The 25,614-nt window shown below is 64.9% G+C and carries 26 protein-coding genes and 1 tRNA gene; 18 read left to right on the top strand and 9 right to left on the bottom strand.

The genetic code is table 11. The annotated features are described in order from the left end of the window. The first annotated feature begins 66 nt into the window (after positions 1 to 66). The 4 genes from CRO22_RS09630 to msrA all read left to right on the top strand — a co-directional run bounded on the left by CRO22_RS09630 (position 67) and on the right by msrA (position 7,496). Complete coding sequence (locus CRO22_RS09630; protein WP_097069929.1) at positions 67 to 2,874, top strand: SGNH/GDSL hydrolase family protein; 2,808 nt, start codon at positions 67 to 69, stop codon at positions 2,872 to 2,874. 184 nt (positions 2,875 to 3,058) lie between these two features. Continuing rightward, positions 3,059 to 6,484, top strand: coding sequence for an exostosin domain-containing protein (locus CRO22_RS09625; protein WP_097069928.1), 3,426 nt, complete (start codon positions 3,059 to 3,061; stop codon positions 6,482 to 6,484). A gap of 67 nt (positions 6,485 to 6,551) precedes the next feature. Then, entirely contained in the window at positions 6,552 to 6,998 is a 447-nt protein-coding gene (gene msrB, locus CRO22_RS09620) for a peptide-methionine (R)-S-oxide reductase MsrB (protein WP_097069927.1), read from the top strand. Continuing rightward, positions 6,999 to 7,496, top strand: a complete 498-nt coding sequence (msrA, locus tag CRO22_RS09615) for a peptide-methionine (S)-S-oxide reductase MsrA (protein WP_097069926.1) — start codon at positions 6,999 to 7,001, stop codon at positions 7,494 to 7,496. It abuts the gene before it with no gap. Here the strand turns inward: msrA and fliP are convergent. From fliP to fliF, 4 genes are read right to left on the bottom strand one after another with little or no spacing between them, the layout of a single operon-like run. Beyond that, positions 7,487 to 8,224, bottom strand: a complete 738-nt coding sequence (gene fliP, locus CRO22_RS09610; RefSeq protein WP_097069925.1) for a flagellar type III secretion system pore protein FliP — start codon at positions 8,222 to 8,224, stop codon at positions 7,487 to 7,489. The genes msrA and fliP overlap by 10 nt on opposite strands. A 2-nt stretch (positions 8,225 to 8,226) precedes the next feature. Continuing rightward, the gene (locus CRO22_RS09605; RefSeq protein WP_076484429.1) at positions 8,227 to 8,499 is read right to left on the bottom strand and encodes a FliM/FliN family flagellar motor switch protein; all 273 of its coding nucleotides are present in this window, start codon (positions 8,497 to 8,499) and stop codon (positions 8,227 to 8,229) included. After that, complete coding sequence (locus CRO22_RS09600) at positions 8,492 to 9,100, bottom strand: FliH/SctL family protein (protein ID WP_097069924.1); 609 nt, start codon at positions 9,098 to 9,100, stop codon at positions 8,492 to 8,494. The genes CRO22_RS09605 and CRO22_RS09600 overlap by 8 nt, the downstream gene beginning before the upstream one ends. Further along, a complete protein-coding gene (gene fliF, locus CRO22_RS09595; protein WP_097069923.1) occupies positions 9,097 to 10,746 on the bottom strand; it encodes a flagellar basal-body MS-ring/collar protein FliF in 1,650 nt (549 codons plus the stop codon). Before fliF ends, CRO22_RS09600 begins: the two co-directional genes overlap by 4 nt. Positions 10,747 to 10,870: 124 nt before the next feature. Here fliF and CRO22_RS09590 point away from each other — a divergent pair, with 124 nt between their 5' ends. The 5 genes from CRO22_RS09590 to CRO22_RS09570 all read left to right on the top strand — a co-directional run bounded on the left by CRO22_RS09590 (position 10,871) and on the right by CRO22_RS09570 (position 15,737). Further along, positions 10,871 to 11,365 carry a flagellar basal body-associated FliL family protein gene (locus tag CRO22_RS09590; protein ID WP_097069922.1) on the top strand — a complete coding sequence of 165 codons (495 nt, stop codon included), beginning with the start codon at positions 10,871 to 10,873 and terminating at the stop codon, positions 11,363 to 11,365. Between the two features lie 11 nt (positions 11,366 to 11,376). Continuing rightward, entirely contained in the window at positions 11,377 to 11,790 is a 414-nt protein-coding gene (locus CRO22_RS09585) for a hypothetical protein (protein WP_097069921.1), read from the top strand. After that, positions 11,787 to 12,443: a MotE family protein gene (locus tag CRO22_RS09580; RefSeq protein WP_245860930.1), complete on the top strand. Its 657-nt coding sequence runs from the start codon at positions 11,787 to 11,789 to the stop codon at positions 12,441 to 12,443. The genes CRO22_RS09585 and CRO22_RS09580 overlap by 4 nt, the downstream gene beginning before the upstream one ends. A gap of 61 nt (positions 12,444 to 12,504) precedes the next feature. Further along, positions 12,505 to 13,374 (top strand): flagellar motor stator protein MotA, encoded by an 870-nt coding sequence (motA, locus tag CRO22_RS09575; RefSeq protein WP_097069920.1) that lies wholly within the window; start codon positions 12,505 to 12,507, stop codon positions 13,372 to 13,374. After that, a complete protein-coding gene (locus CRO22_RS09570; protein ID WP_097069919.1) occupies positions 13,371 to 15,737 on the top strand; it encodes a hypothetical protein in 2,367 nt (788 codons plus the stop codon). The genes motA and CRO22_RS09570 overlap by 4 nt, the downstream gene beginning before the upstream one ends. A 96-nt stretch (positions 15,738 to 15,833) precedes the next feature. Here CRO22_RS09570 and CRO22_RS09565 read toward each other — a convergent pair whose 3' ends face one another. Next, on the bottom strand, positions 15,834 to 17,156 hold the full coding sequence (locus CRO22_RS09565) for a FliI/YscN family ATPase (protein ID WP_176518604.1): 1,323 nt from the start codon (positions 17,154 to 17,156) through the stop codon (positions 15,834 to 15,836). 112 nt (positions 17,157 to 17,268) lie between these two features. On the opposite strand from CRO22_RS09565, the gene CRO22_RS09560 reads away from it, so the two are divergent. Genes CRO22_RS09560 through CRO22_RS09520 form a run of 9 tightly spaced genes read left to right on the top strand, consistent with a single transcriptional unit; the run spans position 17,269 to position 21,885 of the window. Continuing rightward, complete coding sequence (locus CRO22_RS09560) at positions 17,269 to 17,655, top strand: FlgB family protein (RefSeq protein ID WP_097069918.1); 387 nt, start codon at positions 17,269 to 17,271, stop codon at positions 17,653 to 17,655. A gap of 5 nt (positions 17,656 to 17,660) precedes the next feature. Continuing rightward, the gene (flgC, locus tag CRO22_RS09555) at positions 17,661 to 18,053 is read left to right on the top strand and encodes a flagellar basal body rod protein FlgC (RefSeq protein ID WP_097069917.1); all 393 of its coding nucleotides are present in this window, start codon (positions 17,661 to 17,663) and stop codon (positions 18,051 to 18,053) included. A gap of 19 nt (positions 18,054 to 18,072) precedes the next feature. Then, positions 18,073 to 18,366 carry a flagellar hook-basal body complex protein FliE gene (gene fliE / locus CRO22_RS09550; protein WP_097069916.1) on the top strand — a complete coding sequence of 98 codons (294 nt, stop codon included), beginning with the start codon at positions 18,073 to 18,075 and terminating at the stop codon, positions 18,364 to 18,366. Position 18,367: 1 nt separating this feature from the next. Further along, on the top strand, positions 18,368 to 18,634 hold the full coding sequence (locus CRO22_RS09545) for a flagellar biosynthetic protein FliQ (RefSeq protein ID WP_097069915.1): 267 nt from the start codon (positions 18,368 to 18,370) through the stop codon (positions 18,632 to 18,634). A 3-nt stretch (positions 18,635 to 18,637) separates the two neighbouring features. Then, positions 18,638 to 19,354, top strand: a complete 717-nt coding sequence (locus CRO22_RS09540) for a flagellar hook-basal body complex protein (protein WP_097069914.1) — start codon at positions 18,638 to 18,640, stop codon at positions 19,352 to 19,354. Between the two features lie 12 nt (positions 19,355 to 19,366). Continuing rightward, entirely contained in the window at positions 19,367 to 20,152 is a 786-nt protein-coding gene (gene flgG / locus CRO22_RS09535) for a flagellar basal-body rod protein FlgG (protein ID WP_097069913.1), read from the top strand. Continuing rightward, complete coding sequence (flgA, locus tag CRO22_RS09530; protein ID WP_097069912.1) at positions 20,152 to 20,577, top strand: flagellar basal body P-ring formation chaperone FlgA; 426 nt, start codon at positions 20,152 to 20,154, stop codon at positions 20,575 to 20,577. Before flgG ends, flgA begins: the two co-directional genes overlap by 1 nt. A gap of 12 nt (positions 20,578 to 20,589) precedes the next feature. Continuing rightward, positions 20,590 to 21,315, top strand: a complete 726-nt coding sequence (gene flgH, locus CRO22_RS09525; protein WP_097069911.1) for a flagellar basal body L-ring protein FlgH — start codon at positions 20,590 to 20,592, stop codon at positions 21,313 to 21,315. A 9-nt stretch (positions 21,316 to 21,324) separates the two neighbouring features. After that, entirely contained in the window at positions 21,325 to 21,885 is a 561-nt protein-coding gene (locus CRO22_RS09520; RefSeq protein ID WP_097069910.1) for a flagellar basal body-associated FliL family protein, read from the top strand. A 68-nt stretch (positions 21,886 to 21,953) separates the two neighbouring features. Here the strand turns inward: CRO22_RS09520 and CRO22_RS09515 are convergent. From CRO22_RS09515 to CRO22_RS09500, 4 genes are all read right to left on the bottom strand, one after another. Then, a tRNA-Thr gene (locus CRO22_RS09515) sits at positions 21,954 to 22,029 on the bottom strand. A gap of 43 nt (positions 22,030 to 22,072) precedes the next feature. Continuing rightward, complete coding sequence (locus CRO22_RS09510) at positions 22,073 to 23,524, bottom strand: heme biosynthesis protein HemY (protein WP_097069968.1); 1,452 nt, start codon at positions 23,522 to 23,524, stop codon at positions 22,073 to 22,075. A gap of 10 nt (positions 23,525 to 23,534) precedes the next feature. Beyond that, positions 23,535 to 24,773, bottom strand: coding sequence for a COG4223 family protein (locus CRO22_RS09505; RefSeq protein WP_097069909.1), 1,239 nt, complete (start codon positions 24,771 to 24,773; stop codon positions 23,535 to 23,537). Between the two features lie 75 nt (positions 24,774 to 24,848). Beyond that, a complete protein-coding gene (locus CRO22_RS09500) occupies positions 24,849 to 25,574 on the bottom strand; it encodes a uroporphyrinogen-III synthase (RefSeq protein ID WP_176518603.1) in 726 nt (241 codons plus the stop codon). Positions 25,575 to 25,614 lie beyond the last annotated feature (40 nt).

The raw sequence follows: 25,614 nt of genomic DNA, 5'->3' as shown, positions 1-25,614 counted from the left end.
GACTCCACAAGCAGCATCTGCAGATGACAGGCAGGCCCGCGGCCGCGGGGGGCCGGGGGAGGAAAAATGCACGTTCTGGTCGTAGGTTTCAGCGTCACCGCCGAAAAGTCCTTTGTCGAGCGCTGCCAGGAGCGGCTGAGCCCGCAGGCCGGGATCCGGCTCTCCAAAGTCGGGATCGGCGGCTGGTTTCCGTTTCTGCTGCGCCATGTGATCGACGAGATTCTTGAGCACAACCGCCCCGACCATGTGGTGTTCGAGATCGCCACGCCAAGCCTGCGCAGCCAGAACCGCAGCCAGGAAGACCATCTTGAGAGCCTCCGCTGCCTCGTCGCCTCGGCTGTCAAACACGGGGTGGGCCGGATCTCTTTTCTTGACCTGCCCCGCAGCGATGTGGAGGAGGCGACCGACTGGCAATGGGCGATGCACCGCGCCTTTTGCGAAGAATACGCGCTTGGCTACCGCGCGGTGCCTCTTGCCGAGGGGATGCTGCGCGATGTCGTTCATCCCACCGCCGAAGGCGTGAGAGTCTTCGCCGACGCCCTGATGGCGCTGATCGAGACCACTCCCCCGCTTTCCACCACGGCGCGCGACCGGCTGGCGGAGTTGCGCAACCCTTATAGCAGTATTCCGGCTTATCATTACGGCCGCGGCAGCGCGGGGCTGCGCGATTATGCGCGCGGCGGCTACGGGGTGACAGCCGTGTCCATCCCCGCCGGCGAAACGGTGCGGTTCGACTTCGGCCGCGAGCCAGTGCGCGTGCTCGGCTATTCGATGATCATGGGGCCCAGAAGTGGTGCACTCGACCTGAGCACTGGAGACTTCGCGCACCGCGCCGGTGGATACGACCCGTTTTGTTATTACGAGCGGATCGGCGCGACCTTCTTTCGCGAGCAGTCCTGCCGCAGGCTCGACATCCGTCAGGATCCGGCGTTGCCCGGCGCCAAGCTGCTCAAGGGCACGCCCGATACCGGGCCGCGCCTCGGTCATCTGTGCAGCATCTTCATTGCCGGAGACAGCGCACCGGCGCCCACCGTCACCGCTCCGGCCGCTCCGATCTCCGCGCCGCCGCCCAGCACCCTCAACGCCCTTCCCGCGGCCGTTCCCGCAATACCCGCCGAGCGCCAGCATGTGCTCACCGTGGGCTTCAGCGTCACCGACCAGCATTCTTTCGTCGAATTCGCCCGGCAACGCTGCGCGCGGTCCGGCCGCAGCCGGATCCGCTTTGACAAGGTCGGCATCGGGGCCTGGACGCCCTTTCAGCTGCGCCATGTGATCGACCAGATCCTCGATCTTCATCAAGGGGCGAACCATCTCATCCTCGAAATCGCAACCTCGCAGATGCGCGGCACGAACCGCCCGCGCACAGATCACCGCGCCACGCTCGAAGCGCTTTGCGCGAAGGCCGTGGCGCGCGGAGTGACGCGGATTTCGCTGCTCGACCTGCCGCGGATCGAAGTGGTCGAAGCCGAGGACTGGCTCTGGAAGATGCATCGCAGCTTTGCCGCCGAACATGGGCTCGGATATGCCTCGGTACCGCTCGGCAAGGGGATGCTCACCGATGACGTGCATCCGACCGAGGCGGGTAAAGAGATCTATACTGACGCCTTCATGACGTTGCTCGACCAACCCGAGATCCCGCCGGCCCAGCGCGACAAGCTGCGCAATGCTCCCGCGCCCTGGGCATGCATTCCGGCCCCCGATTGCGCCAGCGGCGCGCCGGAGACGAAAGTCTATGGCCGGGGCGGGTTCCGCCAGACTCTGGTCAGCATTCCGGGCGGTGCTGTACAACGCTTCGCCTTTGAGCGGCCGGTACAGGTCGTGGGCTATACGATGCTGCGCGGCCCGACCACCGGCGCGCTGACACTTACCGCCGGCACGTTCACCGACCGCAACACAGGCTATGACAACCGATGCTATTACGAGCGTCTGGGGGTGACTCTGTTTGAGCCGCAAACCGTGTCCGAACTGACGATCCGACAGGAACCCGAGGTGCCCGAGATTGCGCTTTTCAAGGGCGACAAGGATCACGGACCGCGCACCGGGCATATCGGCGCGATCCTGACGTTCGAGCCTGAAGCCCGGCCTCCAGATGTCGGGGCGCCGCAAGCCGGGAAGGCAGGCGCCGTCTCCGCGCCGGCACAGCCCGCCGCGCCCTTGCCCGCGCTGACTGGGCGCGCCCGCGCAACGCGGTTGATCCATCTGCATCAGCCCCGCACCGCCGGACGGTCGCTGCGTCAGGCGATCGCCGCGCATCTGGCTCCGGGCCGGCTCGAACTGTATCAGCCCGGCGCGCCGGAGACGGTGCGCGAGATGCTGGAGCGCGATGCCTGGAGGGTGTTCAGCGGCAATTTTCAGGCTCTGCATGGCACGCTGGCGGCACCGTTGCTGCAATTGCCGTGCTGGATGACCGTGGTGCGCGACCCGGCCGAGCGGCTGGTCTCGTTCCTCCATTACGCGCGTGCCGTCCCGGCGCTCGGAGCAGTGCACGACCGCCTGAGGCCGCTTGGCCTTGAGGCGGGGCTGGCGCTGCTGATTGCAGAAAACTCGAGCTATGCGCAATCGAGCCAGTGCCGCGGCATCGTTTGGGGCGAGGAGCCGCCGACCGCCGAGGGCGCCTTGCGGGTCATCGCGCGGCGTTTCCGCTTGATCTGCACGATGGAACAGCTCGCGCAGGGCTTCGAGGCCCTGCGCCGCTGGGAACTGGTGGCCCCCGATGCGGTGTTGCCGCATGTCTTTGCCGGCCCGGCCCATGATGCCTATCTTCTCGAACAGGCGCGCGCCCTTCTGGGCGACAAGGCCGCCGAAGATGCCTTGCTCCACCAGCAGCTCTTGCGGGAGGGGCCGGTGATACGCGAGCCTTCCTGCGCGTCTTGAGCCCCGCCCGGCACCACGCCGCATCCGCGATTTGGCTTCGGCTTCAGCGCGGCTGTTTTTTGGTCGCAGAAAGGCGCTCAAGAGTTGTTGTTTGCCTGTGGCATGTCTAGGGTCTTGCGCGAGCCCCCTCCCCCCGGGAAGCCTGCCGCCGCACGACCCAAGACCGGAATTTCAGGATCGAACGATGTCGAAGACTATTTTCATCACAACGCCATGCCTCAACATGGCGAAAACGATCGACCGCACGATCCAGAGCGTCGTCAGCCAGGCCGGGGATTTCTTCATCCGCTATCACATCCAGGATGGCGGCTCTGACGATGGCACGCTCGACCGGCTGGGCTGGTGGCAGCGCCATATCGGTAGCCCAGAGTTCGTCAAGCACTGTCTCGGGATCGAATTCTCGTATCTGTCGGAGCCCGACACCGGCATGTATGACGCGCTCTGCAAGGGCTTTGCGAATATGGAGATCCCGCCCGATGCCTTCATGACCTGGATCAACGGCGACGATCTGCTGACCCAAGGCTCTTGCGCTTTCATCGACAATCTGGCGGCGCAGTTCAACAAGGAGCAGGTGTCCTGGGTCGGCGGCGCGACATCGGTTTTCCGCGGCAACCGCCCGATGGTGCTTTTTGATAATCCGATCCCGCGGGATGCTTTGCGACTGGGGCTGTGCGAAGGCCAGCACTGGAACTTCCTGCAACAGGAAGGCACCTATTTCCGCAAATGGCTGTGGAGCGCAGTGACCCCGGAAAAGAGCATCGCGCCGATGCGCCTCGCGGGAGACTGGAACCTGTGGCGGCTGTTCTCGGCCAAGGCCGCGCTGGTGCAGACCAAGGTCGCGCTTGCGACTTTCCGCATCACGGATGACCAGCTCTCGAGCCGTCAGCGCGAAAAGTACATCGCCGAGATCGATGCCATCGTTCCCGAGGCGAAGCGGCGCGCCGGCCTTGAGAGGCTGACAAAACAGGCCGACCTTTCCCGCCGCACGCTCAAGGTCACCTATGCCGACGCGGGGCTCACGGTGCAGGACGAGGGCTGCAACGGTCAGCTCAAAGTGAATGCTGAGAAGATCTTCGGCAAGGACAAGAGCGCGGCGATCCCGGGCAATGGCGGCAAGGTCTCTATCGTGTTTCAGGGCGTTGCCCCCGAGGCCGAAGTTTCTCCGTCGGATTATATCACGCTGCGCGACAACATTTTTGCTCATGACCGCGACTGGCAATTCCCGGCGATCACCGAACAGCGGGCCTTCCATCAACTGCGCGCGTGCAACTGCGTGCCGGAGGGCGTGACCTATGTCGCCTACCCTTGGGCGAACCTGATCGACAAGCTTCAGACCAAGTCCTCCGACGCGCATATCTATCTCGCGAAATTTCACGATTTCTGCGAAATGCTGCCCAAAGACACCACACGCGTCACCGTGTGCCAGCATATCAAGATGAAGGAGTTTTTGGACCTGTTCGAAACGGCGGGGATCGCGCATGTGTTCTGGAGCCACGCCACGCATGACGACCTCGCATCGAGTGAGATGCTTTCAGATCGCGCAACGCTCTCCATCCACCCGTTCCCGCTCTTTCCGGTGCAGATCCCCGATCTGTCGGAACAAATGGAAATTGCCCAGCGGCCGTTCCTGTTTTCATTCATCGGCGCGCGCTCGAACCAGTATTATCTGACCCAAGCGCGCACGCATATCCTTGAGCAGTTGCACAATCATCCGCGCGGATTGATCATCGGGCGCGACACCTGGCACTATAACAAGGTGGTCTACGAGCTTCAGATCCGCCCCGGCGCGACAACCACTGCGGCAGAGGATCTGGTGAACAAGTCGCATTCCGACCAGTTCCGCATCTCGCTGGCACAAAGCGTGTTTTCGCTCTGCCCCTCGGGGTCGGGGCCGAACTCGATCCGGCTCTGGGAGAGCCTTGGTGCGGGGGCGATCCCTGTGATCCTCGCCGACACCTATGCCCCCCCGGGAGACCCGGCACTTTGGAAAGCCGCGGCGGTGTTCTGCGCCGAGACCCGCGAGGCGATCGCGGCGCTTCCGGCGCGGCTCGAAGAGATCGCCGCAGATCCCGAGCGGTTGCGAGCGATGCGCCACGCCGGTGCGCAACTCTGGCTGCTCTACGGGCCGCACAGCTTCGTCTATGACGTTCAGAAGCTGATGCTGGAACTGGGGCAGGGCCGTGAGTCCGGGGCGCCGCCGCTCCCGGCCGACGCCGGTGATCGCATCGCTCCGGTCGCGCCGCGGCAAATGTCCGGGGCGTTGTGCGACCTTCTTGTTGAGCGGCTGCAACGCAAGAGCGCGATGAGCCGGGAGGAAGCACAGGGACTGCTGCGCGCCTGCTCCGGCGAATTGCTGGTGGCCGGCACTGCGCAGCTTGCGCGGTTCAGCGACGCAACCTCGCCGCTCGGGCAGATGCTCGGCCGCGCCCGGCAGGTGCTGCCGCCCGGCGATGCGGTGCTGGTGCATTTCCGCGAAGTGCTCGCGCATGTGCAATGCGCCGCGATGGCGCCCGGCGCGGTTTCTGCCACGTCGACCCTGCCCGCTCTCTCCAGCCCCGCCCTCGCGCCCGCCGCCGGACCGGCCCCTGGGCCGAATATCTGCTTTATCGGCGAGCACTCGCACCGCACGCCCCTGAGCTATCCGGCGTTTCAGGCCGCAGCGCGGGAGCGGATGAGCGTTGTTGCGGATCCGGCGCGGGCCGATGTGATCATGACCGGCTTCAACATCGACCTGCGCAATGATGCGGCGCGGTTCGAGGCGATTGCAAAGCGCAATCCCGCAGCAAAAATCATGGTGATCTCTGAAGAGCCGTTATGGGATTCGAGCTGGTCGGGCGGGTTCACCGACACGAAGCGCAAGACGGTCTGCGGCGAAACCGAACTCGCCTATACATTCCTCAACCATTCCAACTCGCGGATCTTCGAGTTCGAACGCATTCCCTATTTCCTGCTGACTTCGGACGATCTTCTGACGCGCTTCACCACGTTGATCGCGCGCAACCTGAGGTTTACGGCACGGGATCTGCTCAGCCGCTGGCAAAACGCCCCGATCCCCGCCGCCTTCGTTGCGGAAAAGCGCGAAGGCGAAAAATACGCGCTCGCCTTTCCTGCACAGGAAGTCTGGGGGTTGAGCAGCTTCCGCTCGGAAGTGGCCGCACATCTGGCCGATCTGCCCGGCGTGCATATCGAGGGCAAGGGCTGGGTCAATGCTGCGCGACGGCAAGATCTGCCGGACTGGCACCTCGACAAGCTCGCGAGGCTCGACGGGCGTGTGCGGGTGATGTCGAGCTACGAGAATACGCATCAGAAACATTATATTTCCGAGAAGATTTTCGACGCTTTCGTCATCGGCGGGGTGCCGACCTATTACGCGAGCCCCAGCCATTCAATCCATCGGCTGGTCCCCGAAGCCTGCATGATCAACAGCTTCGGGTTGAGTGCACCGAAAGCGGCGGCACGGGTGCGCACGTTCGAGCCTGATCTCCTCTGCGCCGAGGCCTGGCTGGACGCCGCCCGCCAGCTTCAGGCGCGCTGCGGCGACACCCGGGCGATCCGGGCCGAGCGGCGGCGCATCACCGATGCTGTTCTCGAGGCGATCGCGGCGCTCTGAGCCGGGGGCGGCCGGGCTGGACTTTGCGCCGCGCCGCCCCATCTCAAGGGTCTCGAAAGGAATCTCGATGACCCACCGCTATCGCAAGACCGAAGAGGCGATCGCACGCCTCAGCCCCGAAGAGTTCCGCGTGACGCAAACGAGCGGCACCGAGCGGCCGTTCACCGGCGCCTTCTGGGACACGACCGCGCCGGGGCTTTATGTCGATGTGGTCTCGGGCGAGCCGCTCTTTTCCTCGCGCGACAAGTTCGATGCGGGCTGCGGCTGGCCCTCGTTCACGCAACCCGTCGAACCCTCGCATGTGACCGAGCATCAGGATTTTTCGCACGGCATGCACCGCGTCGAAGTGCGCTCGACGCATGGAGACAGCCACCTCGGGCATGTTTTCCCGGACGGCCCGCGCGACCGGGGCGGGCTGCGTTACTGCATCAATTCCGCGAGCCTGCGCTTCATCCCGAAGGACCGGATGGAAGAAGAGGGCTACGGCGCCTATCTGGCGATGCTGGAGGACTGAATGGAAAAGGCAATTCTCGCGGGCGGCTGTTTCTGGGGCATGCAGGATCTGATCCGCAAGCTCCCCGGCGTGGCGAAGACCCGCGTGGGCTACACCGGGGGCGAGGTGGAAAACGCCACCTATCGCAACCATGGCAACCATGCCGAGGCGATCGAGATCCTGTTCGACCCCGCGGTGATCAGCTATCGGCGGCTGCTGGAGTTTTTCTTCCAGATCCACGATCCGACCACGCCGAACCGGCAGGGCAATGACCGCGGCCCCTCCTATCGCTCGGCAATCTTTTATCTCGACGCGGCGCAGCGCCACTGCGCGGAGGACACGATTGCCGATGTCGATGCTTCGGGGCTTTGGCCCGGCAAGGTGGTGACGGAGCTGGCCCCGGCCGGGCCGTTCTGGGAGGCCGAGCCCGAGCATCAGGATTATCTGGAGCGAATCCCCAACGGCTACACCTGCCACCGCATTCGCCCCGACTGGGTTTTGCCCAAGCGTCAGGAATAGGACCGCACCAGCGCGCCCGACAGAAGCACCCAGCCATTCGCCACCACGAAGAAGGCGAGTTTGAAGGGCAAAGCCACCACCGCGGGCGGCACCATCATCATGCCCATCGACATCAGGATCGCAGAGACGACGAGGTCGATGATCAGGAACGGCAGGAACACCAGAAAGCCGATTTCAAACGCGCGGGTGATCTCGGAAAGCATGAAGGAGGGCACCAGCATTGAAAGCGGCGCGCTGCGGATCTCGCCCGCGAACGCGGTGCCGTCGCGCAGGGCCGAAAGCTGGCTGAAGGTTTCGGGATCGGTACGCCCTGCCATGAAGGTGCGAAACGGCTCCACCCCGCGCTCAAACGCCGTCATGATGTCGATCGAGCCCGCCACCAGCGGCTCGATCCCCGCCTGATAGCTCGCGGTGAAAGTGGGTTCCATGATGAACCAGGTCAGGAACAGCGCGAGCGAGACGATCAGCATGTTCGGCGGCGATTGCTGCAAACCCATCGCCTGCCGCAGGATCGAGAGCACGGTGACGATGAAGGGAAAACAGGTCACCATGATCGCGATCCCGGGCGCGAGGCTCAGCAGCGTGATCCCCGCGATCAGAAGGACCGAGGAATTGGTGAGCGAGCCGTTGCCGCCCAGATCGATATTGATCGCCTGTGCGCTGGCGGGGAGAGCACCGGCCAGAAAGATACCGATGATTAACGTTAATAATCCGTAGTGACGGGCCATTCTCACAGCCCGTTCTGCAGATCGACCACTTCGGTCAACCGTACCGCAAGCTGGCCGTTCGAATCGCCTTCCATCTCGGTCAACTCGCCGCGCGCGATCAGCTTGTCGCCGACATAAAGCTCCACCGGGTCTTCCACTCGGCGATCAAGCGGCAGGATCGAATCGCGCTTCATCCGCAGCAGGTCGCGCACGAGCGGGCGCGCCTTGCCGACGGAAATGGTGATCTCGATCGGCACTTGCGAAAACGGGTTCGCGGTCTGGGGCATGTCATCCATGAGCTGCCTCCTCCTGGTCCTGGTTGGCGCTGAAATAGGTGTTGATGGCCGCTGCGATCGCCGCGATCACCCCGTCGAGGTCGATCCGCGTCTCGGTATCGGCGAATTTGAGATAGACCTGCCCTTCGCCCAGCGAGGGTTCGGCCTGGAACACCAGCGGCAGGCTGGCGCGATCGGTCATCACCGCTTCGATATAGGGCATGCTGGCAGGATGAGCGACCACGGCGATCGGCACCGAAGTGGCGCGTTTTGCCATGGGCTCGAGCTGCTCGGCCACCATATGCGCGAGCGTCTCGCGCGCCATTGCCGGCAGGAGCTTCGCCGCGACATCGACGAGGAGTGGACGCAGCGCGCCCAGAACCTGCTGATGGGCCTCGTGATAAGTGAAGGAGAGCTCCTGCAGGTTCTGCGCAAGCTCGGCGCGCAGCTTCGTGCCTTCGCGCTCTTGTGCCGCGACCGCATCATCCCACCCCGCGGTATAGCCCTTCTCGAAAGCGGCGAGCCGTTCTTCTTCGAAGGCATGCGGGTCGATCTCGATCTGGGGCTGCGGGGGCGCTGGCTCCGGTTCGAAGGATTCGAGCTGAATGCTGCGCAGGCTCATACGCTTTCCTCCGTCTCATCCATCCAGGAGCGCAGGATCTCGACCGATTCGGCCTGACGTTCCTCGATCAGACGCTTGAGGCGTTTCACCGGATCCTCGTTGCTGTCGTCCTCCATGCCGAAGGAGCCCATTCCCATCGCCATCGGCATGTCGCCCAGATCGAAGTCGGAGACCACGGCCATCTGGCCGATCGGCAGATCGCCATCGGAGATCTCGCCAGTGAGCGCAGGCGAGCCGTCGGAAGAGGGGATCCCTTCCGCGCCGATCAGACCGCCGGGCAGATCGCCCAGTTCGGCTTCCCGTGCGGCGGCCCGTTGCGCCAGCAGCGGACGCATCACGAAAAGGCCAAGCACCAGCACCACGAGGGCGAAGACCGCCAGCTTGATCAGCTGCATCGCATCAAGCGGCGAAGACGCAAAGAGGCTCGCATCGGCGCTCGTGCCCATATCGGAGATCGGCTCGAAGGCCATCGACCGGATCGTGATCACGTCGCCGCGTTGCTCGTCGAAGCCCACGGCGGAGGCGACAAGTTCCTTCAGCGCGGCCAGTTCCTCGTCGGAGCGCGGCACGGTGGTGGCCACGCCATTGGCATCGGTCCCCTCCACTCCATCGACCAGCACGGCAACTGTCAGGCGCTTGATGTCTCCGGGCGCACGCACCACTTCACGGGTGGTTTCCGACACTTCGTAATTGGTGCGTTCGCGCGAATCGGCCGCCTGGCTTTGCGATTTGCCGCCATTGGCCGCATCACCCGAAGGCAGGTTGGAGGCCACGGTCACCGCGCCGGGTTTGGTATCGTCGGACTTTTTCGAGCTCGATTCGACATCGGTCGAGATCGGCACCCGGCTTTTCGGATCGATCAGCCGCTCGGTGATCGCCTCGCGTTCGGTCACCGTCTGCACCGAGACCTCGACCACGGCATTGCCGTAGCCCACGCGCGCCTCAAGCAACCGCTCGACATTCTTGCGCAGATCCTCGGCGCGATCGCTCGCGGCCGGGCTCATCGAATCATCGCCGGTCGAAACCAGGCCCGAAACGCTGTCGATGATCGAGACCTCTTCGGGCGTCATTCCTGGAACCGCAGAGGAAACAAGGTATTTCAGGGCCTTGGCATGGGTTGGCGAGAGCCCGCCCGAGGCCGTCACGACCGTGACAGAGGCGCTGGGACGATTGTCGCGGCGAAACGAGGTCGCGGCGGGAACGGCAATATGCACCCGCGCCTGACGGATCATCGGGTTCGACACGATGGTGCGGGCGAGCTCGCCTTCTTTCGCGCGCCAGTAGGCGGCATCGAACATCTGCGATGTGGTGCCGAAGCCCGAGAGCGAATCAAGCAGTTCATAGCCCGCGCCGCCGGTGGCCGGCAGGCCTTCGCTTGCGAGCGACATCCGCAGCTCGTCGCGCCGCGCGGCCTCGACATAGATCGCGTCGCCGCGCACTTCGTAAGGCACGCCGCGCGCTTCAAGCGCTGTGATTACCTCACCTGAGCGCGCGCCTTCCAGACCTGCATAGAGCAGCGCCATATCAGGGCGCGAAGCGAAACTGGAAAGCGCCATGATGGCGGCAAACATGAGAACCGTCGCACCGATCACGACCGCACGCTTGAGCGTGTCCAATCCCTGCCAAAGGGCCAAGAGCTGTTGCAAGACGCACCTCCATCGAGCGGGCTTTCTGCCCTGTCGTCGAGAGCATCTTTCTCCGATCGCCCTTAACAATCGGTTAGTGGGTGCCGGGCTATAGGAAGGAAGAACGAAGAAATCGGGAACCGCCATGGCCGACACGGATGCTGCAGGCGATGAAGCGCCAAAGAAAAAATCGAAACTGCCCCTGATCATCGGGCTGGTGCTGATGCTCCTGTTCGGGGGCGGGGCATTTTATGCACTTTATTCAGGGCTGATCCTTGCCCCGGCACCGGCCGAGGGCGAAGCGGCCGCGCATGAGGCCCCCCCCGAGGGGCCGCCGATGCCGCAGGTCGCTTTCGTACCGCTCGATCCGATGGTGATGTCGCTTGCCGCCGGCAACGCCCGGCACCTGCGCTTTGCCGCGCAACTCGAGGTGCCGACCGCCTACCAACAGGAGGTGGAAATGCTCAAGCCGCGGGTGATGGATGTGCTCAACGGCTTCCTGCGCGCGGTGGAGCTGCGCGAGCTTGAGGATCCGTCCGCACTGATGCGGCTGCGCGCACAGATGCTGCGCCGGATCCAGGTCGTCGTCGGGGAAAACCGGGTGAACGATCTTCTCATTATTGAATTCGTGATGAACTGAGGGAGTGGGAAATGCAGTATATTGCCGATATTCTGATGGGGCTGGGGGCGCTGGGCGCCACCATCTATTGCATGGTTCTGGGCAGCCGTCTGAAACGCTTCAACCAGCTTGAAAACGGTATGGGCGGGGCAATTGCCGTGCTCTCGGCGCAAGTGGACGACATGACCAAGGCGCTCAACCGCGCGCAGGGCGCCTCGGCGAATTCGGCCGAGCAACTGCGCGGGCTGACCGAACGCGCCGAACAGGCCGCACAGCGCCTCGAGCTTCTGATCGCGACCATGCAGGAACGCACGGCCCCCGCCGCGCCCGCACCGGCACCGGCGCCAGTGCCTCCGGTTGCACCGGTCGCCGTCGAACCGGATCCGCGCCGCGCCCGCGTGCTGCGCCGGCGCAGCCGCACTTCGGATCTGGAGGCCGCGGAATGAAACCCGCCAAGGAGGCCCGCGTCGGCAAGGCCGCGCCGTCGGGCGCATCCACGAAACCACCTGCCAAGGCTCCGACGCGCAAGGCCCGGCGCCGTCTTGGCCGCGGCAGCCTGGTGTTGATTGCCACGCTCTTCGCCACCTCCGGGATGATCCGCTTTGGCTCCGGCATTGCCGAAGCCTTCGCCACCGGCTCGGAATCAGCCCATTCCGCCGAACCCTCAGCGGGGGCAGATTGCGTCACCGAACCGGGAGTTCTGATGATGCTGCAGGAAGTGCAGGCGCGGGAACAGAAGCTCGCCGAGCGCGAACAGCTTCTGACCGACCGCTCGCAGGCGATCGGGCTCGCGGAGAAGCGAATCGAGCAGCGGCTTGCCTCGCTTGTCGAGGCGGAGCAAAACCTTGCCAAGACCGTGACAATCGCCGACGAGGCGGCTGACAAGGATGTGTCACGGCTTGTCACCGTTTACGAGAACATGAAGCCGAAAGAGGCGGCACCGCTCTTTTCGGCGATGGCGCCCGATTTTGCCGCCGGTTTTCTCAGCCGCATGCGGCCTGATGCCTCTGCCGCGGTCATGTCGGCGCTCGATCCGCAGGTCGCCTATTCGATTTCGGTGATCATGGCGGGCCGCAACGCCGGCGCGCCGCAGCAATGAGACGCAGAAACTTTGTTAATCCAACTCTGACAGAGTTGCTCCGGGTCAATGGAGAACGGATATGATCGGCATTGTCGGGATTGTGATCATCTTCGCGATGGTGTTTGGCGGGTATGTCGGCGGCGGCGGCGAGATGGGGCCGGTGATCGAGGCGCTGCCCTTCGAGATGATCACCATCGGAGGCGCCGCACTCGGCTCCTTCGTGCTGGCCAACGACCTTCCCTCGATCAAGCATACGGTCAAGGATGTCGGCAAGGTGTTCAAGGGCGCGAAATGGAAGCCTGCCGATTATCGTGACCTGCTGTGCCTGATGTTCGAACTGATCCGGCTCGCGCGGCAGAACCCGGTGGCGATCGAAGAGCACATCGAAGATCCGCACAATTCGAGCATTTTCGGCAAATATCCGAAGATCGTGGCGGATCATGAAGCGGTCGAGATGATCTGCGACACGATGCGCTCGGCCTCGATGAACTACGACGACCCCCATCAGGTCGAAGAAGTGCTCGAAAAGCAACTTGAGGCGAACTTTCACCACGCGATGCATTCGAGCCACGCGATCCAGACCGTTGCGGATGCGCTCCCCGCGCTCGGCATCGTGGCCGCCGTGCTCGGCGTGATCAAGACCATGGGCTCGATCGACCAGCCGCCGGAGATCCTTGGCGCAATGATCGGCCACGCACTCGTCGGGACGTTCCTTGGCGTGTTCCTCGCCTATGGCTTTGTCGCCCCCTTCGCCTCGCGCATCGGCGGCGTAGTGACGGAAGACGCTCATTTCTACAAGCTGATCCGCGAAGTGCTGGTGGCCAACCTGCACAACCACGCCACCAACATCTGCATCGAGGTCGGCCGCCAGAACACGCCCCATCACATCCGGCCGAGCTTCGCGGATCTCGAAGAGGCGCTCAAGGCGGTCAAATCGGAGGCGGCATGAGGTTACTTGCCCTTTTTCTGGCCGGGCTTCTGGCACTGGCCAGCCCGGGCGTAGCCCAGCAGATCGATGTGCGCTCGGGCGAGCATGACGGGTTCTCGCGGCTCGTCTTCATGTTTCCGCCCGGTACCGGCTGGCGTACCGAACGTGTCGAGGGCGGTTACCGGCTTGAGACCGAGACGCCGCGGCGCTTCGATCTGGCCAATGTGTTCCGGCTGATCCCGAAGGACCGGATCCGCGCGGTTTCCGCCGATCTCGACGAACGCTCGGTCTTCATCGAGACCGGGCCCGAGGTGCATCTCGAATCGTTCCAGCTGCCGATCGGCGCGGTGGTGATCGACATTGCCGACGGCGCCGATACGACGCCGATCGCCGCCGCGGGAATGCAGCCCGGCCCGGTGCCTCCGGCGCGCTCCTACCGGCCGGAGCCGAATCAGGGCTATCTCGACCTCTACTGGGCCGGTCGTCCGGCCGCGCCGCAGCCGGGCCCGCCTCCGGGCGACGCTGGGGAGGGGATCACCGCCGAGGTGGCGCCGAAGCCAGCGCCCCCGCCCGAGCCCAGCCCGGAGTTCACGCGTCTCGTCGCACCTGATCCGCGCATCAACGCCGCCGAACTCGCGCTGATCGACCAGCTTGGCCGCGCGGCCTCGCAGGGGCTGATCACCATGCAGATGCCGGCCGATGCACCCGCGCACGAGGCAACGCATGACGGCCCCGCACCGACGGCAGAACTCGCCGCCGAACATGCGCCGGACACCTCCCATGCAGCTGCGACGCAGGGCGGCGATGCGACCGGACACCCGAGCGCTGCGCCGAAAGAGGAAGGGCTTGCACTGCAATCCGAAACGGTGATCGACCGCGACATGGCCGCACTTTTCGATGCGTCCCGCCTCACCGAACTCGGTCACAGCTGCCCCTCCGATCGCGGTTATGACCTGCAATCCTGGCTCAGCGAGGCGCCCCCGGCGCAGCAGATTTCCGAGGCCCGCCGCGACCTGCTTGAGGAATTCGACAAGCCGCGTGCCGAGTCGCTCGAACATCTTGCGCAGATCTATATCGCGCTCGGATTCGGGGCCGAGGCGCATGCGCTCTATCCTGCCTTCGGTCTGGACACTCCGCCGCGGATTGCGGCGCTGGCTGATCTGGTCGAGGGCAACCGGCCGCCGCCGCGGCCGGAATTCGGCGCGCAAATCTCCTGCAATGGCAAGGCCGCACTCTGGGCTTTGCTCGCACTTCCTGAACCGCCGGCCAAGGCGATGGTCAATTTCGGGGCCGTGGTGCGCGCCTACGCGGCGCTGCCGGGCGACATCCGCAACCTGATCGGGCCACAGCTCAGCGCCCGGCTGATCGAGGTCGGTGCGCCCGATGTGGCCGCAACGGTCCGCTCGATGCTGGCGCGCGCACCGGTCAATACAGCCACCGCGCTTGATGTGATCGATGCGCAGATCGACCTTTCCGCGGGCAAGGTTGCCACCGCAACCGAACGGCTCGACCGGGTGGCGAAATCGGGCAACGAGACCGCCGCGGAGGCTCTGGCGCTCTCGATCGAGACAAAACTCTCCGAAGGAGTCGCGATTGCCCAGGCCGATGTGGAGAATGCAAGCGCGCTGGCTTTGCAGTTGCGCGGCAGCCCGCTCGGCGCGCAACTCACACGCGCCGCGATTCTGGGCGAGGGCTCGACAGGGCAGTTCGACGCTGCCTTCCATGCGCTGGAGCTCTGGGATACGCCTGAAGAGGACGCGGTGCGGGAGCGGACCCGCAACGATCTGGTGGCGATGCAGGCGAAACTCCCCGATGACAAGCGCTTCATCGAAACCTTTTTCCGTCATCGCAACGCCTGGAGCCCGGAACAGATCGCCCCGGAGGTCCAGGTCGCGCTGGCCGACCGTCTTGCCCGGATCGGGTTCTGGATCTCGGCGCGCACGGTGATCGCACCCGAAACCCGCGGCACACCGGGCGGAAGACTTGCGCTGGCGCGCGCCGCATTGGCGGGTCATGACGCTGCGGCAGCCTATTCTCATCTGATCGGCCTCGACGGCGAGAATGCCGCACAGCTTCGGGGCGAGGCGCTCAGCCTCCTTGGTCGGCACGACAGCGCCGAGCAAGCCTTCGCTGAGGCAGGCGACACCACCTCCCAGACCGAAGCCGCTTGGCGCGCCGGCGACTGGCGCCATGTCGCCGATGCCGGCTCGGAGACGCAAAAGCGCTTTCTCGCTCTGTTCGAAGACGGCGCCGCACCTGCTGCAAGCGACGCTACCGGGGCCCAACCCCCCGGACCAATCGCTGCGGCAAACGATCTGCTGGCCCGCAGCGAAGCCGAACGCGCCGCTTTTGCCAAGCTGATGGAAGATCTGCGCGACAAGTGACCCCCGCCTTTGGGCCAAGAGCGTGCTCCGCTTCAAAGACCGAAGGCCCGGCACAAGCGCCGGGCCTTCTGCATTCGGGGGATGCGAGCGAGGGGCTCAGCCCGCGCCGGAAAGCGCCTTGGCAAGCCGCGAGAAACTCGCTGCGACCCGATCGGGCGCGTCTTGCGCGATGAAGGCATCCAATGCGGGCCAGACCCGGATCGCCGCATCAACAACCGGATCGCTGCCATTCGCATAGAGCCCGGCCTGGATCATCATCTCGGCCCGGTCATAGGCCCCCAGAAGCTTGCGCGCCTTTGATATGAGCGCATTTTCGGCCGGGCTCGCCGCATCGGGGAGCGAGCGCGAGACCGAGCGCAATAGGTCGATGGCCGGAAAGCGCCCCCGTTCGGCAATGGCGCGATCCAGCACAACGTGACCGTCGAGCGTGCCGCGCAGAATATCGGCTACCGGCTCTTCCATGTCCGACCCCGCAACCAGCACCGAGAAGACGGCAGTGATCGCGCCCGTGCCCTCGGGGCCGGGACCAGAGCGTTCGGCGAGCGACATGATCTGATGCGCGGTCGAGGGCGGATAACCGCGCAGGCTCGGCGGTTCGCCCCCGGCGAGCGCCACTTCCCGATGCGCCTCGGCAAAGCGGGTGACACTGTCGGCCAGAAACAGCACATGCTTGCCCTGATCGCGGAAATGCTCGGCCACCGACATCGCGGCCCAGCCGCAGCGGCGGCGCACCAGCGGCGACTGGTCGGAGGTTGCCGCAACAATCACAGCCCGCGCCATCCCCTCTGCGCCCATCGTCTTCTCGACGAATTCGCGCAGTTCGCGGCCCCGTTCACCGATGAGCGCGATCACCACCACATCGGCCTGTACCCCCTTGGCGAATTTCGCAAGCAACGAGGATTTGCCGACGCCCGACCCCGCAAAGAGGCCGATCCGTTGCCCCTGTACAAGCGGAAGCAGCGTGTTGAAAACATCGAGCCCGGTTTCGACCCGGCCGCCGAGTCGGCCGCGGGTGGCGGCAGCTGGCGGCGCCGCACGCACATTGCGCTCGAGCGGGCCGCGCAGGAGCGGGCGGCCATCGAGCGGGCGGCCAAACGGATCGACGATGCGTCCGACCCAGGAATCATCGGGGGCAATGCCCGCCTGGCCCAGAATTTCCACCCGGTCGCCGATCGCGATACCTTCTACCGCGCCATCGGCCAGAAGCGTGACGCCCCCGCGGCTGAGCGCAATCACCTCGGCATCGAAAAGCCCGCTCGCGCGCGTGTGGATCTGCGCGCGGTCCCCCAATGTCGCGCGCGTCGTCAGTCCGCTCACCGAAATCGTGCCCTGCCCGACCTCGAACACACGCCCGACCGGATGCACCGCGCCCACCTCGGCGATTTCCGCCTGCAACATCTCCAAACCGCCAAGCGCCATTCTGGCCTCCCAAGCTTATGGTTTCGGACATCTCTCCATGCCCGTCTTCTCGAAACTGTTTTTAAACGATTCTCCCTTAATCCTTGGTTGATAGCTCGGAGGAGAAACCCCGATGTTCGAAAAACTCGAAGTCTTCCAGATGGCGCAGTCCATGGCGCAAACAGCCGCCCTGCGCGAAAGTGCGATTGCAACGAATATCGCCAATGCCGATACTCCCGGGTATCGCTCGCGCGAGGTTGCCTCTTTCGAAGATACCTATCGCAGCGATCATGGCGAAGCCATGCGCGCGACCCGCTCGGGCCATCTCGGCGCCGACGGCCATTACAGTGTTGAAGTGACCGAAAGCGAGCAGACCGGTGCCGCTTCGCCGGATGGCAACAACGTCTCGATCGAAGATGAGATGGTCGATGCGGCGAATACGAAGCGCCAGCACGATCTTGCGCTTGCGATCTACAAATCCTCGCTGGGCATCCTGCGCTCCAGCCTTGGCCGGAGCTGAGGCAGATGGGCGATTTCACCAATACCCTTTCGGTTTCCGCTTCCGGCCTCAAGGCGCAGTCGATGCGCCTGCGCCATGTGTCGGAAAACATCGCGAACGTCGACACCCCCGGTTACCACCGGAAGCTGACCAGCTTCGAGGAAGTGGTGTCGCAAGAAAACGGAGCGACCGAGGTGCAACTCGGCCCCGTGCAGCTCGACCAGAAGGATCTGGCCCGGATCTACGATCCCAACAGCCCTCTGGCCGATGACAACGGCTACTACGACGGCTCGAACGTCGATCTGGTGGTCGAAATCGCAGACGCGCGCGAAGCGCAACGCAGTTACGAGGCGAACCTCAAGATGTTCGACCAGACCCGGCAGATGTCTGCCGCTCTGCTCGATCTGCTGCGTCGTTGAAACCTGAAGGAGGTCCAGAATGGACATTAAATCTTCTGCCGCCGCCCTGGGATATACCCGGGCGCGTTCTGCCGCCGCGCCGCAGGCCGGCTCCGGTTCGTCTGATCAGGGCGCGCTTGGCAATCTCGCCACGAGCTTCCTCGACACGATGAACCAAAGCGAGGAAACCGCGAAATCCGCGATGCTCGGCAATGCCGACCCGCATGCGCTGGTGCAGGCGCTCGCGCAGACCGAGCTTGCGGTCGAGACCGCGGTCACCGTGCGCAACAAGGTCGTCGAGGCCTATCAGGAAATCCTGCGGATGCCGGTGTGACATGGAAGACATCGTCTTCTTCGACACGATGCGCGAGGGCCTCTGGATCGCGGTGATGATCTCCGCGCCGATGCTGGTCGTCGCGCTCATCGCCGGGGTCACCATCGGCCTCTTTCAGGCCCTGACCTCGGTGCAGGAGATGACTCTGACCTTCGTGCCGAAGGTGGGCGCCATGCTCGTCGTGTTCTGGGTGTCGATGTCCTTCATGTCGGAAACCCTCGTCAATTTTTACACCGCACGCCTTATCCCGCTGATCATCGGACTCTGAGCCATGGACAATTCCATCTATGCCGCCCTGTCGCGCCAGTCGGGACTGATGCGGGAAATGCAGGTGGTGGCCAACAACATGGCCAACATCTCCACCACCGGGTTCCGGCGCGAAGGCGTGCTGTTCTCGGAATATGTCGATTCGCTCGATGGCGAGCAGCCATCGCTGTCGATGGCCTATGCCAACGGGCGGATCGTCGATTTTGCGCAAGGGCCGCTTGCCAGCACCGGCAATTCTCTTGATTTCGCGATCGAGGGCGAGGGCTATTTCATGATCGAGACGCCCGAGGGCAACCAGCTCACGCGGGCGGGCAGTTTTTTGCGCTCGCCCGATGGCGAACTCGTCACTCCCGAGGGCTTTCGTGTCCTCGACACAGGCGGCACCGCGATCTTCGTGCCCAACGATCAGGGCGAAGTCGCAATGGCGGAAGACGGCACGCTCTCGATCAATGGCGCCCCGCTCGCCCAGATCGGGCTCTATCTGCCCGAGAACAGCACCAGTATCAGCCTGCAGGCCGGCACCCGCTTTGCCGTGCCCGATGGCACCCGGCCGGCCGAAACGGCGCGGGTGATGCAGGGTTTCGTGGAACAGTCGAACGTCGATCCGGTGTCGGAAATCTCGCGGATGATCGAAGTGCAGCGGGCCTATGAGATGGGTCAGAACTTCCTCGACCGCGAAGACGAACGGATCCGCGGCGTCATCTCGACGCTCAGCAAGTAACAGGAGAGAGCCATGCGCGCCCTGCAAATCGCCGCCACCGGGATGAGCGCCCAGCAAATGCGGGTCGAGGTCATCTCGAACAACCTCGCCAACATGTCGACCACGGGCTACAACGCCCGGCGCGCCGAATTTGCCGATCTGATGTATCAGCAGGCCACCCGCCCCGGTACGGTGACCGCGAACGACGGCACCATCGTGCCTGCGGGCGTGCAGCTTGGCCTTGGTGTGCGCCCCACCGCGGTGAGCGTGACACTCGCGCAGGGCTCGCTCAGCGCAACCGGCGGCGATCTCGATCTGGCGATCGACGGAAAGGGCTATTTCGAGGTGACACTGCCTTCGGGTGCCTCCGCCTATACCCGAGACGGTGGCTTCAAACGCTCCGCCAATGGCGACGTCGTCACTTCTGACGGGTATCCGCTGGTGCCCGGCATCACCATTCCGAACGGCGCCAATACGATTGCCATCAATGCGGATGGCGAGGTCTATGCCTATTTCACCAACCAGATACAGCCGACCCAGATCGGCACGATCACGCTGGCGGAGTTCACCAACGAAAAGGGCCTCGAGGCGATCGGCTCGAACAACTTCCTCGAAACCGAGGCCTCCGGGCCGCCCGCCGTCTCCACTCCCGGCGTCGACGGGCTCGGCACGCTCAAGCAGGGCTATCTGGAAGACAGTTCGGTCGATGCGGTGCGCGAGATCACCGAATTGATCAAGGCGCAGCGCGGTTACGAGATGAACGCCAAAGTGATCACCGCCGCCGATGAAATGCTCTCGGCCACCACACAGGTGCGTTGATGAAAACGGTTTTGCTTGCCCTCTGCGCCAGCTTCGCACTTGGCTCCGTGGCCGAGGCGGGCTCGGTCGTGACGCTGCGCACCCTGCGGGCGCAAAGCGTGATCAACCCCGAGGATGTGGTCCTCTCCGAAGAGGATATTCCGGGCGCGCTCGCCGATGTGAGCCAGGTGATCGGGCTTGAGACCCGCTCCATCCTTTACCCCGGCCGGCCGATCTATGCCGGCGACCTGGCGCCGCCCGCGATCGTCGAACGCAACCAGACCCTGCCGCTTGTCTACAACCGTGGAACACTGCGCATCCAGGCCGAAGGCCGCGCACTCGACCGCGGCGCGATCGGCGATTCGATCCGGGTGATGAACCTGAGTTCCAAGACCGTCATCTTTGCCACGCTCGGTGCCGATGGCGCCGGCCATGTCCAACCTTGAGAGAAATCCTTCATGCGTCCTGCCCTGATCGCCCTTGTCGCCCTGTCCGTCGCGAGCTGCGGCCGCCTCGAGCAGGTTGGCCGCGCCCCCGATTTCACCCCGGTCGAAAGCAGCAACGAATTTTACGCGATGAGCGCACAACCGATGCCCGAGGAACCTGGCCGACGCACCGCCGCGCAGGAAGCCTCGCTCTGGTCGGGCAACCGCGGCTCGCTTCTGGGCGACCGCCGTGCCGCGGCGCGCGGCGACATTCTCACCGTGGTGATCGAGATCGACGACAAGGCCGAGATCTCCAACAGCACCGACCGCTCGCGCTCGAGTTCGGACACGATGGGCATTCCGCAGATGTTCGGCATCCCGCAACGGCTCGACCGGCACCAGCCGACCGGCGCCTCGATGGCCACCGCCTATGAGACCACCTCCGATTCCTCCTATGCCGGTGACGGTTCGGTGGCCCGCAAGGAAAAGCTGACGCTGCGCGTCGCCGCCACGGTGCTCGACCGGCTCCCCAACGGGGTGCTGCGGATCCAGGGCAATCAGGAGGTGCGGGTGAACTTCGAAGTGCGTGAGCTTGTCGTGACCGGCTTCGTGCGGCCCGAGGATGTGAGCCGGCAAAACGAGATCACCTATGACAAGATCGCCGGGGCACGGATCTCCTATGGTGGCCGCGGCCAGATCACCGATGTGCAGCAACCGCGCATCGGCCAGCAGGTCGCCGACATTCTCCTGCCGTTCTGAGGGTTCGCCATGCTGATGAAAATCCTCCCGGTCCTTCTGGCATTGATCGGCCTCGCCGGGGGCGGGGCAGCGGGATATTTTCTGCGCCCGCCGCCACCCGAGCCCGAAGCGGCTGCCGCGGAAGGCGCGGCCCCGGCCGAAGGCGGTCACAACGCGCCAGCCGCGGAAGGTCATGCCGCCCCTGCGGCCCATGGCGCCGAGGCGGGCCATGGCGAAGGCGAGGGGGCAGAAAGCCTTGCCACAACCGAATTCGTCAAGCTCAACAACCAGTTCGTCGTGCCGGTGGTGCGGGGCGGCAAAGTTGCCTCGCTGGTGGTGCTGTCGCTCAGCATCGAGGTGACGCTCGGCAGCACCGAAAAGGTCTATGCCGCCGAACCGAAGATCCGTGACACGCTGTTGCAGGTGCTCTTTGACCACGCGAATGCCGGTGGCTTCGACGGCGCCTTCACCGATACGGCGACGATGGCAGAACTGCGCCGCACCATGCTTGAGGCGGTGCGGACGATCCTCGGCGATATGGCGCTTTCGGTTCTGGTGTCCGATATCGCGCGGCAGGATTCGCAGCATTAGCGGCGCCGCAACCGCCCGGAAGATGAAAAGAAAACGGCCGGACCCGAGGACCCGGCCGTTTTGGAATCTGGTGCCGGTGAAGGGACTCGAACCCCCGACCCCATCATTACGAATGACGTGCTCTACCAGCTGAGCTACACCGGCGTGATGGCGGGCACGTAGCACGCCATCGCAGGGATGTGTAGCCCTATTTTTCGCCTTTTTCTGCGGCGTCTTCGGCATCCGGCGGGGTGATGTCGAATGCGGCCTCGGGCTTCGGCTTGCCCGCGCCCACGATCAGGGGCAGCATTTCCGCGCCATTGGGCAGCGGCACGCCACCGCTCGTCGGCTCGCGCCAGCTCAGCGTATCAAAGCCGCCGCAATTGTCGCAGACCGGAGCCCATTCCGCCTGAATGTTCTGGCATTTGTCGCAGCACCATTGCTTGCCGCGCGGCGCCGTCACCGCGCGCGTCAGCCAGCCGCGCACCACCGCTTCATCCGCGCCCTCGCCGCGCTCGATCGCCGCCATCAGCGTGAGCGTGCGGGTGGTCGGATGCGTTTCGGCAAGGGTGCCGAGCGCCCGGCGCGCCGCCGGGAAATCTTCTGCGGCGATGCTGAGTTCGGCGCGCAGAAGCTTCGTTTCCTCGTGGTCGGGCCGCAGCGAGAGCAATTTCTCGAAACGGGCGAGCCGCTCGGAGGCAGATTCAGAGGGTTCGAGCGCGGCATAGACCGAGGCCAAATCCGGGTGCGGCTGCGCCTCCCAGGCCTTCAGCAGCACGCGCGTGGCCGCCTTGGTGTTGCCCTGATCGGCATAGGCCTTGGCGGCCATCGCCGCGGCGGGGATGAGATCGGGCGAGGACTTGTTCGCCGCAATCGCCGCCTCGCGCGCCTCAAGCGAGGAATCCTTGTCGAGAACGACGCGGGCTTCCTGCAGCGCGAGCACCGCATCGCGGCGCTTGTGCACATCTTTCGGGATCTCGCCCTGCCGCATCTTGGCCAAGAGCACGTCGCGCGCGCCTTTCCAGTCGCCCGATTCGGTCTGCAACCGGAACAGGGTGTTTTGCACATCCGGGTGTTTGGGGTTCAGCGCGAAGGCTTTTTGCGCCAGCTTCAGCGCGGTATCGGTATCGCCATCGGTGAGCTTTTGCGTCAGCAGGCCGCGGATGCCCACAAAGCGCGTGCGCGGATCCGAGAGCATGCGGCGGTAAACCGTTTCCGCCCGGCGCTGGTCGCCATTCATCTCGGCCGCCTGCGCGGTGAGCAGGTTCGTCAGGTCGGGCCGACGCAGATAGCGCTCCGCCTTTGCCGCCTTGGACATCGCCAGCCGTGCCTCGCCCGAGGCGATCGCCAGCATCCCCTCCGCCAGCGCCTGATAGCCCTTGCGCTCGCGGTTGCGGTCGAAATAGCGGCTGATCGCGGTTTCATCGCCGGTCACAAAGCGCAGGAAGGCGACGAGGAAGCCAACCACCTTGAACACGACCCAAAGCACCGCAACAACGATCAACAGCAGGATCACCGCCTGCAGCGCGCCAAAGTTGAACTCCTGCCCAAGCGCGACGATGCGGATCGCCTCACCCGAATCGGACAGCGCCGCAGCGCCCATCGTCAACCCGGCGACGATGAGCAGAAACAGCGCGATTTTCACAAAAGACCAGATCATCGCCATCACCTCATTGCACGGATTGGGCCAGTTCGGAGATGGCGGCCTGGGCCGTCATGCGGGCCTCCACCATCGCTTTCCAGGACGTCATTTCAGCCTGCGCCTCTTCGGGCAGGGCTGCGAGTTCGGCCACCGCCGTCTCGAATTTGGAATCATCGACCGCGGCTTGCGCCCGCGAGAGCACGGCATCGGGCGAACTGCCCTCGCGCGCATTGAGCGAACGCGCCCCGGTCTGTGCCAGAAGGAAGGTTCCAAGCTTGCCCATCACGCTGTCGCCAGCATCAACCTTGCGCGCCACGGCGAGCGCGGCCCGGGCGGCATCGGGGAAGGTTTCCTGCAGCATCATCGCCGAGGGCACCTCGGATTTCAGCGCTGCGGGAACAGTCATGCCGGCGGCCTCAACCTCGGCCACGGGGCGCGCGAGCGGAGCGCCAGTGTCAAAGGCGGCGGCAACCCGCGAGACCGCCGCCTGCTTGATCGCACGTTGCGCGGCGGCTTCGGTCTCGGCACGCATCTTCGCCGCCTCGGCCTCTGCTTCGGCGATCCGCGCCTTCGCCTCGGTGGTCGCGGCATCAAGCTGCTGCTGCGTCGCATACATCGGCGATTTCTTCATGTCTTCGCGCATCTGCACGAGTTCCGCCTTCAGCGCGTCGATCTCCGCCTGCGCATCCGCATTGCCCGCGCTTTCCAGCGCAGCGAGCTTGGCGGAGAGTTCGGGGAGCTGCGCCTCGAGTGCCGCCACATCGGGCCCGGCCTCGGGCGCCTGCGCGAGCTTGGCTTCAAGCGCTGCAATCTTCTTGTCCTGCGCGGCAATCGCCTGTTCGAGCGCGCGCGCTCCGCCCCCCGCGGGCAGGATCGTCTCGCGCAGATCGGCAGGCATATTGGGCAGGACACCAATCGTCACCCCCGCGCCGATCACCGCCGCAATCACGCCGCCCAGCACCACAGGCAGGCCGCGCCGCTTCGGCGGAGGTTCCGGTTTTTTCATCGCAACGGGCGCGGGCGTCTCTTCCGCGGCGGTTTCCGGTTCCGGCGCCGAAGGATCGGGCAGGAGCGTGCTCTCGGGCTCTGATTCGCCCGGCCCCGGCGCCGCGGCGCTCTCGTCGACGACAATCGCCTCCTCGATGCCCGCATCCTCTTCCGCGCGCGCCTCTGCCGCCTGCGACTCTTCTTCTCTGGAAGTCATTTCAAGGTCTTGGGCAGAGGTGGCTGCGGTGGTTTCGGTCTCGTCCGTTTCCGGTTTCGCCATGGACATTCCTCCTGTCCGCGCAAAAGCGCGTCACATCTTCGATCGCGGGCAGTCTATTGGGCGCACCCGCGGGGCTCAACCGGAACTGTTTCGCATCAGTGCGACAAGAACGTCGAGCAGCGCCTCGGCGGAGGGTTTGGCCGCCACGCGCAGGGCGCTGCACGGCAGCGTGGCACAGGCCTCCGCCGCGGCGTGCGAGATCGCCGCCACACGCAGGGTCGCCTGCGCTCCTTCGGCCGCCTCGGTCAGAAGCCGCCCGCTGTTGGGCGAGAAAACCGGCACCAGAACCGGCCCCGGCGTGGCCAGCAGCGCCAAGAGTTCGGGCGCGGGCGGTTGCGACATTTGCGCATAAACCACGGCCTCGCGCACCTCGCGCCCGGACTCCGTGAGACGTTCGGCAAGCGGAAAGGCGATGTCCGAGCCACGGGCATGGAGCAACGCGCCCGGATCGGGCACGGCGAGGATCATCGGCAAAAGCGTCTTGGCATCGGGGGCAACGAGAGCGACCTCGAAGCCCGCCCGGGTGAGCGCCTGCGCCGTGCGCTCGCCCACGCAATAGACCGGCTTGCCCGCCAGAGCAGGCGCCGCAGCCACCGGAGCGACCGCGGATTCGGAAGTGATGATGAGTGCATTTGCCGCAGGGAGATCCGCGCCGGTGGGTTCGATCTCCAGCAGCGGCGCAATCGTCACCGGCCAGTGCTCGTCGTCCATCCGGGCGCGGAACTGCCGCGCGAACCGCTCCGAGCCCACGCGCGGGCGCGTCAGCAGGAGGGGCGGTCGAAAGGGTTCATCTTCACGCATGAGGGCCTCGGGTTGTGCGATGCCTGCCCCGGTGTTACCT

Source organism: Rhodobacter maris, assembly GCF_900217815.1.
In the GTDB taxonomy this organism is placed as follows: Bacteria; Pseudomonadota; Alphaproteobacteria; order Rhodobacterales; family Rhodobacteraceae; genus Rhodobacter; species Rhodobacter maris.
Note: the sequence above shows the minus strand (reverse complement) of the source record. Positions and strands in the feature narration are given on the sequence as shown.

Excerpts from the sequence above, each read along its gene's own strand:
- CRO22_RS09630 (WP_097069929.1), top strand. The coding sequence starts at position 67 with ATGCACGTTCTGGTCGTAGGTTTCAGCGTCACCGCCGAAAAGTCCTTT.
- CRO22_RS09625 (WP_097069928.1), top strand. The coding sequence starts at position 3,059 with ATGTCGAAGACTATTTTCATCACAACGCCATGCCTCAACATGGCGAAA.
- msrB (WP_097069927.1), top strand. The coding sequence starts at position 6,552 with ATGACCCACCGCTATCGCAAGACCGAAGAGGCGATCGCACGCCTCAGC.
- msrA (WP_097069926.1), top strand. The coding sequence starts at position 6,999 with ATGGAAAAGGCAATTCTCGCGGGCGGCTGTTTCTGGGGCATGCAGGAT.
- fliP (WP_097069925.1), bottom strand. The coding sequence starts at position 8,224 with ATGGCCCGTCACTACGGATTATTAACGTTAATCATCGGTATCTTTCTG.
- CRO22_RS09605 (WP_076484429.1), bottom strand. The coding sequence starts at position 8,499 with ATGGATGACATGCCCCAGACCGCGAACCCGTTTTCGCAAGTGCCGATC.
- CRO22_RS09600 (WP_097069924.1), bottom strand. The coding sequence starts at position 9,100 with ATGAGCCTGCGCAGCATTCAGCTCGAATCCTTCGAACCGGAGCCAGCG.
- CRO22_RS09590 (WP_097069922.1), top strand. The coding sequence starts at position 10,871 with ATGGCCGACACGGATGCTGCAGGCGATGAAGCGCCAAAGAAAAAATCG.
- CRO22_RS09585 (WP_097069921.1), top strand. The coding sequence starts at position 11,377 with ATGCAGTATATTGCCGATATTCTGATGGGGCTGGGGGCGCTGGGCGCC.
- CRO22_RS09580 (WP_245860930.1), top strand. The coding sequence starts at position 11,787 with ATGAAACCCGCCAAGGAGGCCCGCGTCGGCAAGGCCGCGCCGTCGGGC.
- motA (WP_097069920.1), top strand. The coding sequence starts at position 12,505 with ATGATCGGCATTGTCGGGATTGTGATCATCTTCGCGATGGTGTTTGGC.
- CRO22_RS09570 (WP_097069919.1), top strand. The coding sequence starts at position 13,371 with ATGAGGTTACTTGCCCTTTTTCTGGCCGGGCTTCTGGCACTGGCCAGC.
- CRO22_RS09565 (WP_176518604.1), bottom strand. The coding sequence starts at position 17,156 with ATGGCGCTTGGCGGTTTGGAGATGTTGCAGGCGGAAATCGCCGAGGTG.
- CRO22_RS09560 (WP_097069918.1), top strand. The coding sequence starts at position 17,269 with ATGTTCGAAAAACTCGAAGTCTTCCAGATGGCGCAGTCCATGGCGCAA.
- flgC (WP_097069917.1), top strand. The coding sequence starts at position 17,661 with ATGGGCGATTTCACCAATACCCTTTCGGTTTCCGCTTCCGGCCTCAAG.
- fliE (WP_097069916.1), top strand. The coding sequence starts at position 18,073 with ATGGACATTAAATCTTCTGCCGCCGCCCTGGGATATACCCGGGCGCGT.
- CRO22_RS09545 (WP_097069915.1), top strand. The coding sequence starts at position 18,368 with ATGGAAGACATCGTCTTCTTCGACACGATGCGCGAGGGCCTCTGGATC.
- CRO22_RS09540 (WP_097069914.1), top strand. The coding sequence starts at position 18,638 with ATGGACAATTCCATCTATGCCGCCCTGTCGCGCCAGTCGGGACTGATG.
- flgG (WP_097069913.1), top strand. The coding sequence starts at position 19,367 with ATGCGCGCCCTGCAAATCGCCGCCACCGGGATGAGCGCCCAGCAAATG.
- flgA (WP_097069912.1), top strand. The coding sequence starts at position 20,152 with ATGAAAACGGTTTTGCTTGCCCTCTGCGCCAGCTTCGCACTTGGCTCC.
- flgH (WP_097069911.1), top strand. The coding sequence starts at position 20,590 with ATGCGTCCTGCCCTGATCGCCCTTGTCGCCCTGTCCGTCGCGAGCTGC.
- CRO22_RS09520 (WP_097069910.1), top strand. The coding sequence starts at position 21,325 with ATGCTGATGAAAATCCTCCCGGTCCTTCTGGCATTGATCGGCCTCGCC.
- CRO22_RS09510 (WP_097069968.1), bottom strand. The coding sequence starts at position 23,524 with ATGATCTGGTCTTTTGTGAAAATCGCGCTGTTTCTGCTCATCGTCGCC.
- CRO22_RS09505 (WP_097069909.1), bottom strand. The coding sequence starts at position 24,773 with ATGGCGAAACCGGAAACGGACGAGACCGAAACCACCGCAGCCACCTCT.
- CRO22_RS09500 (WP_176518603.1), bottom strand. The coding sequence starts at position 25,574 with ATGCGTGAAGATGAACCCTTTCGACCGCCCCTCCTGCTGACGCGCCCG.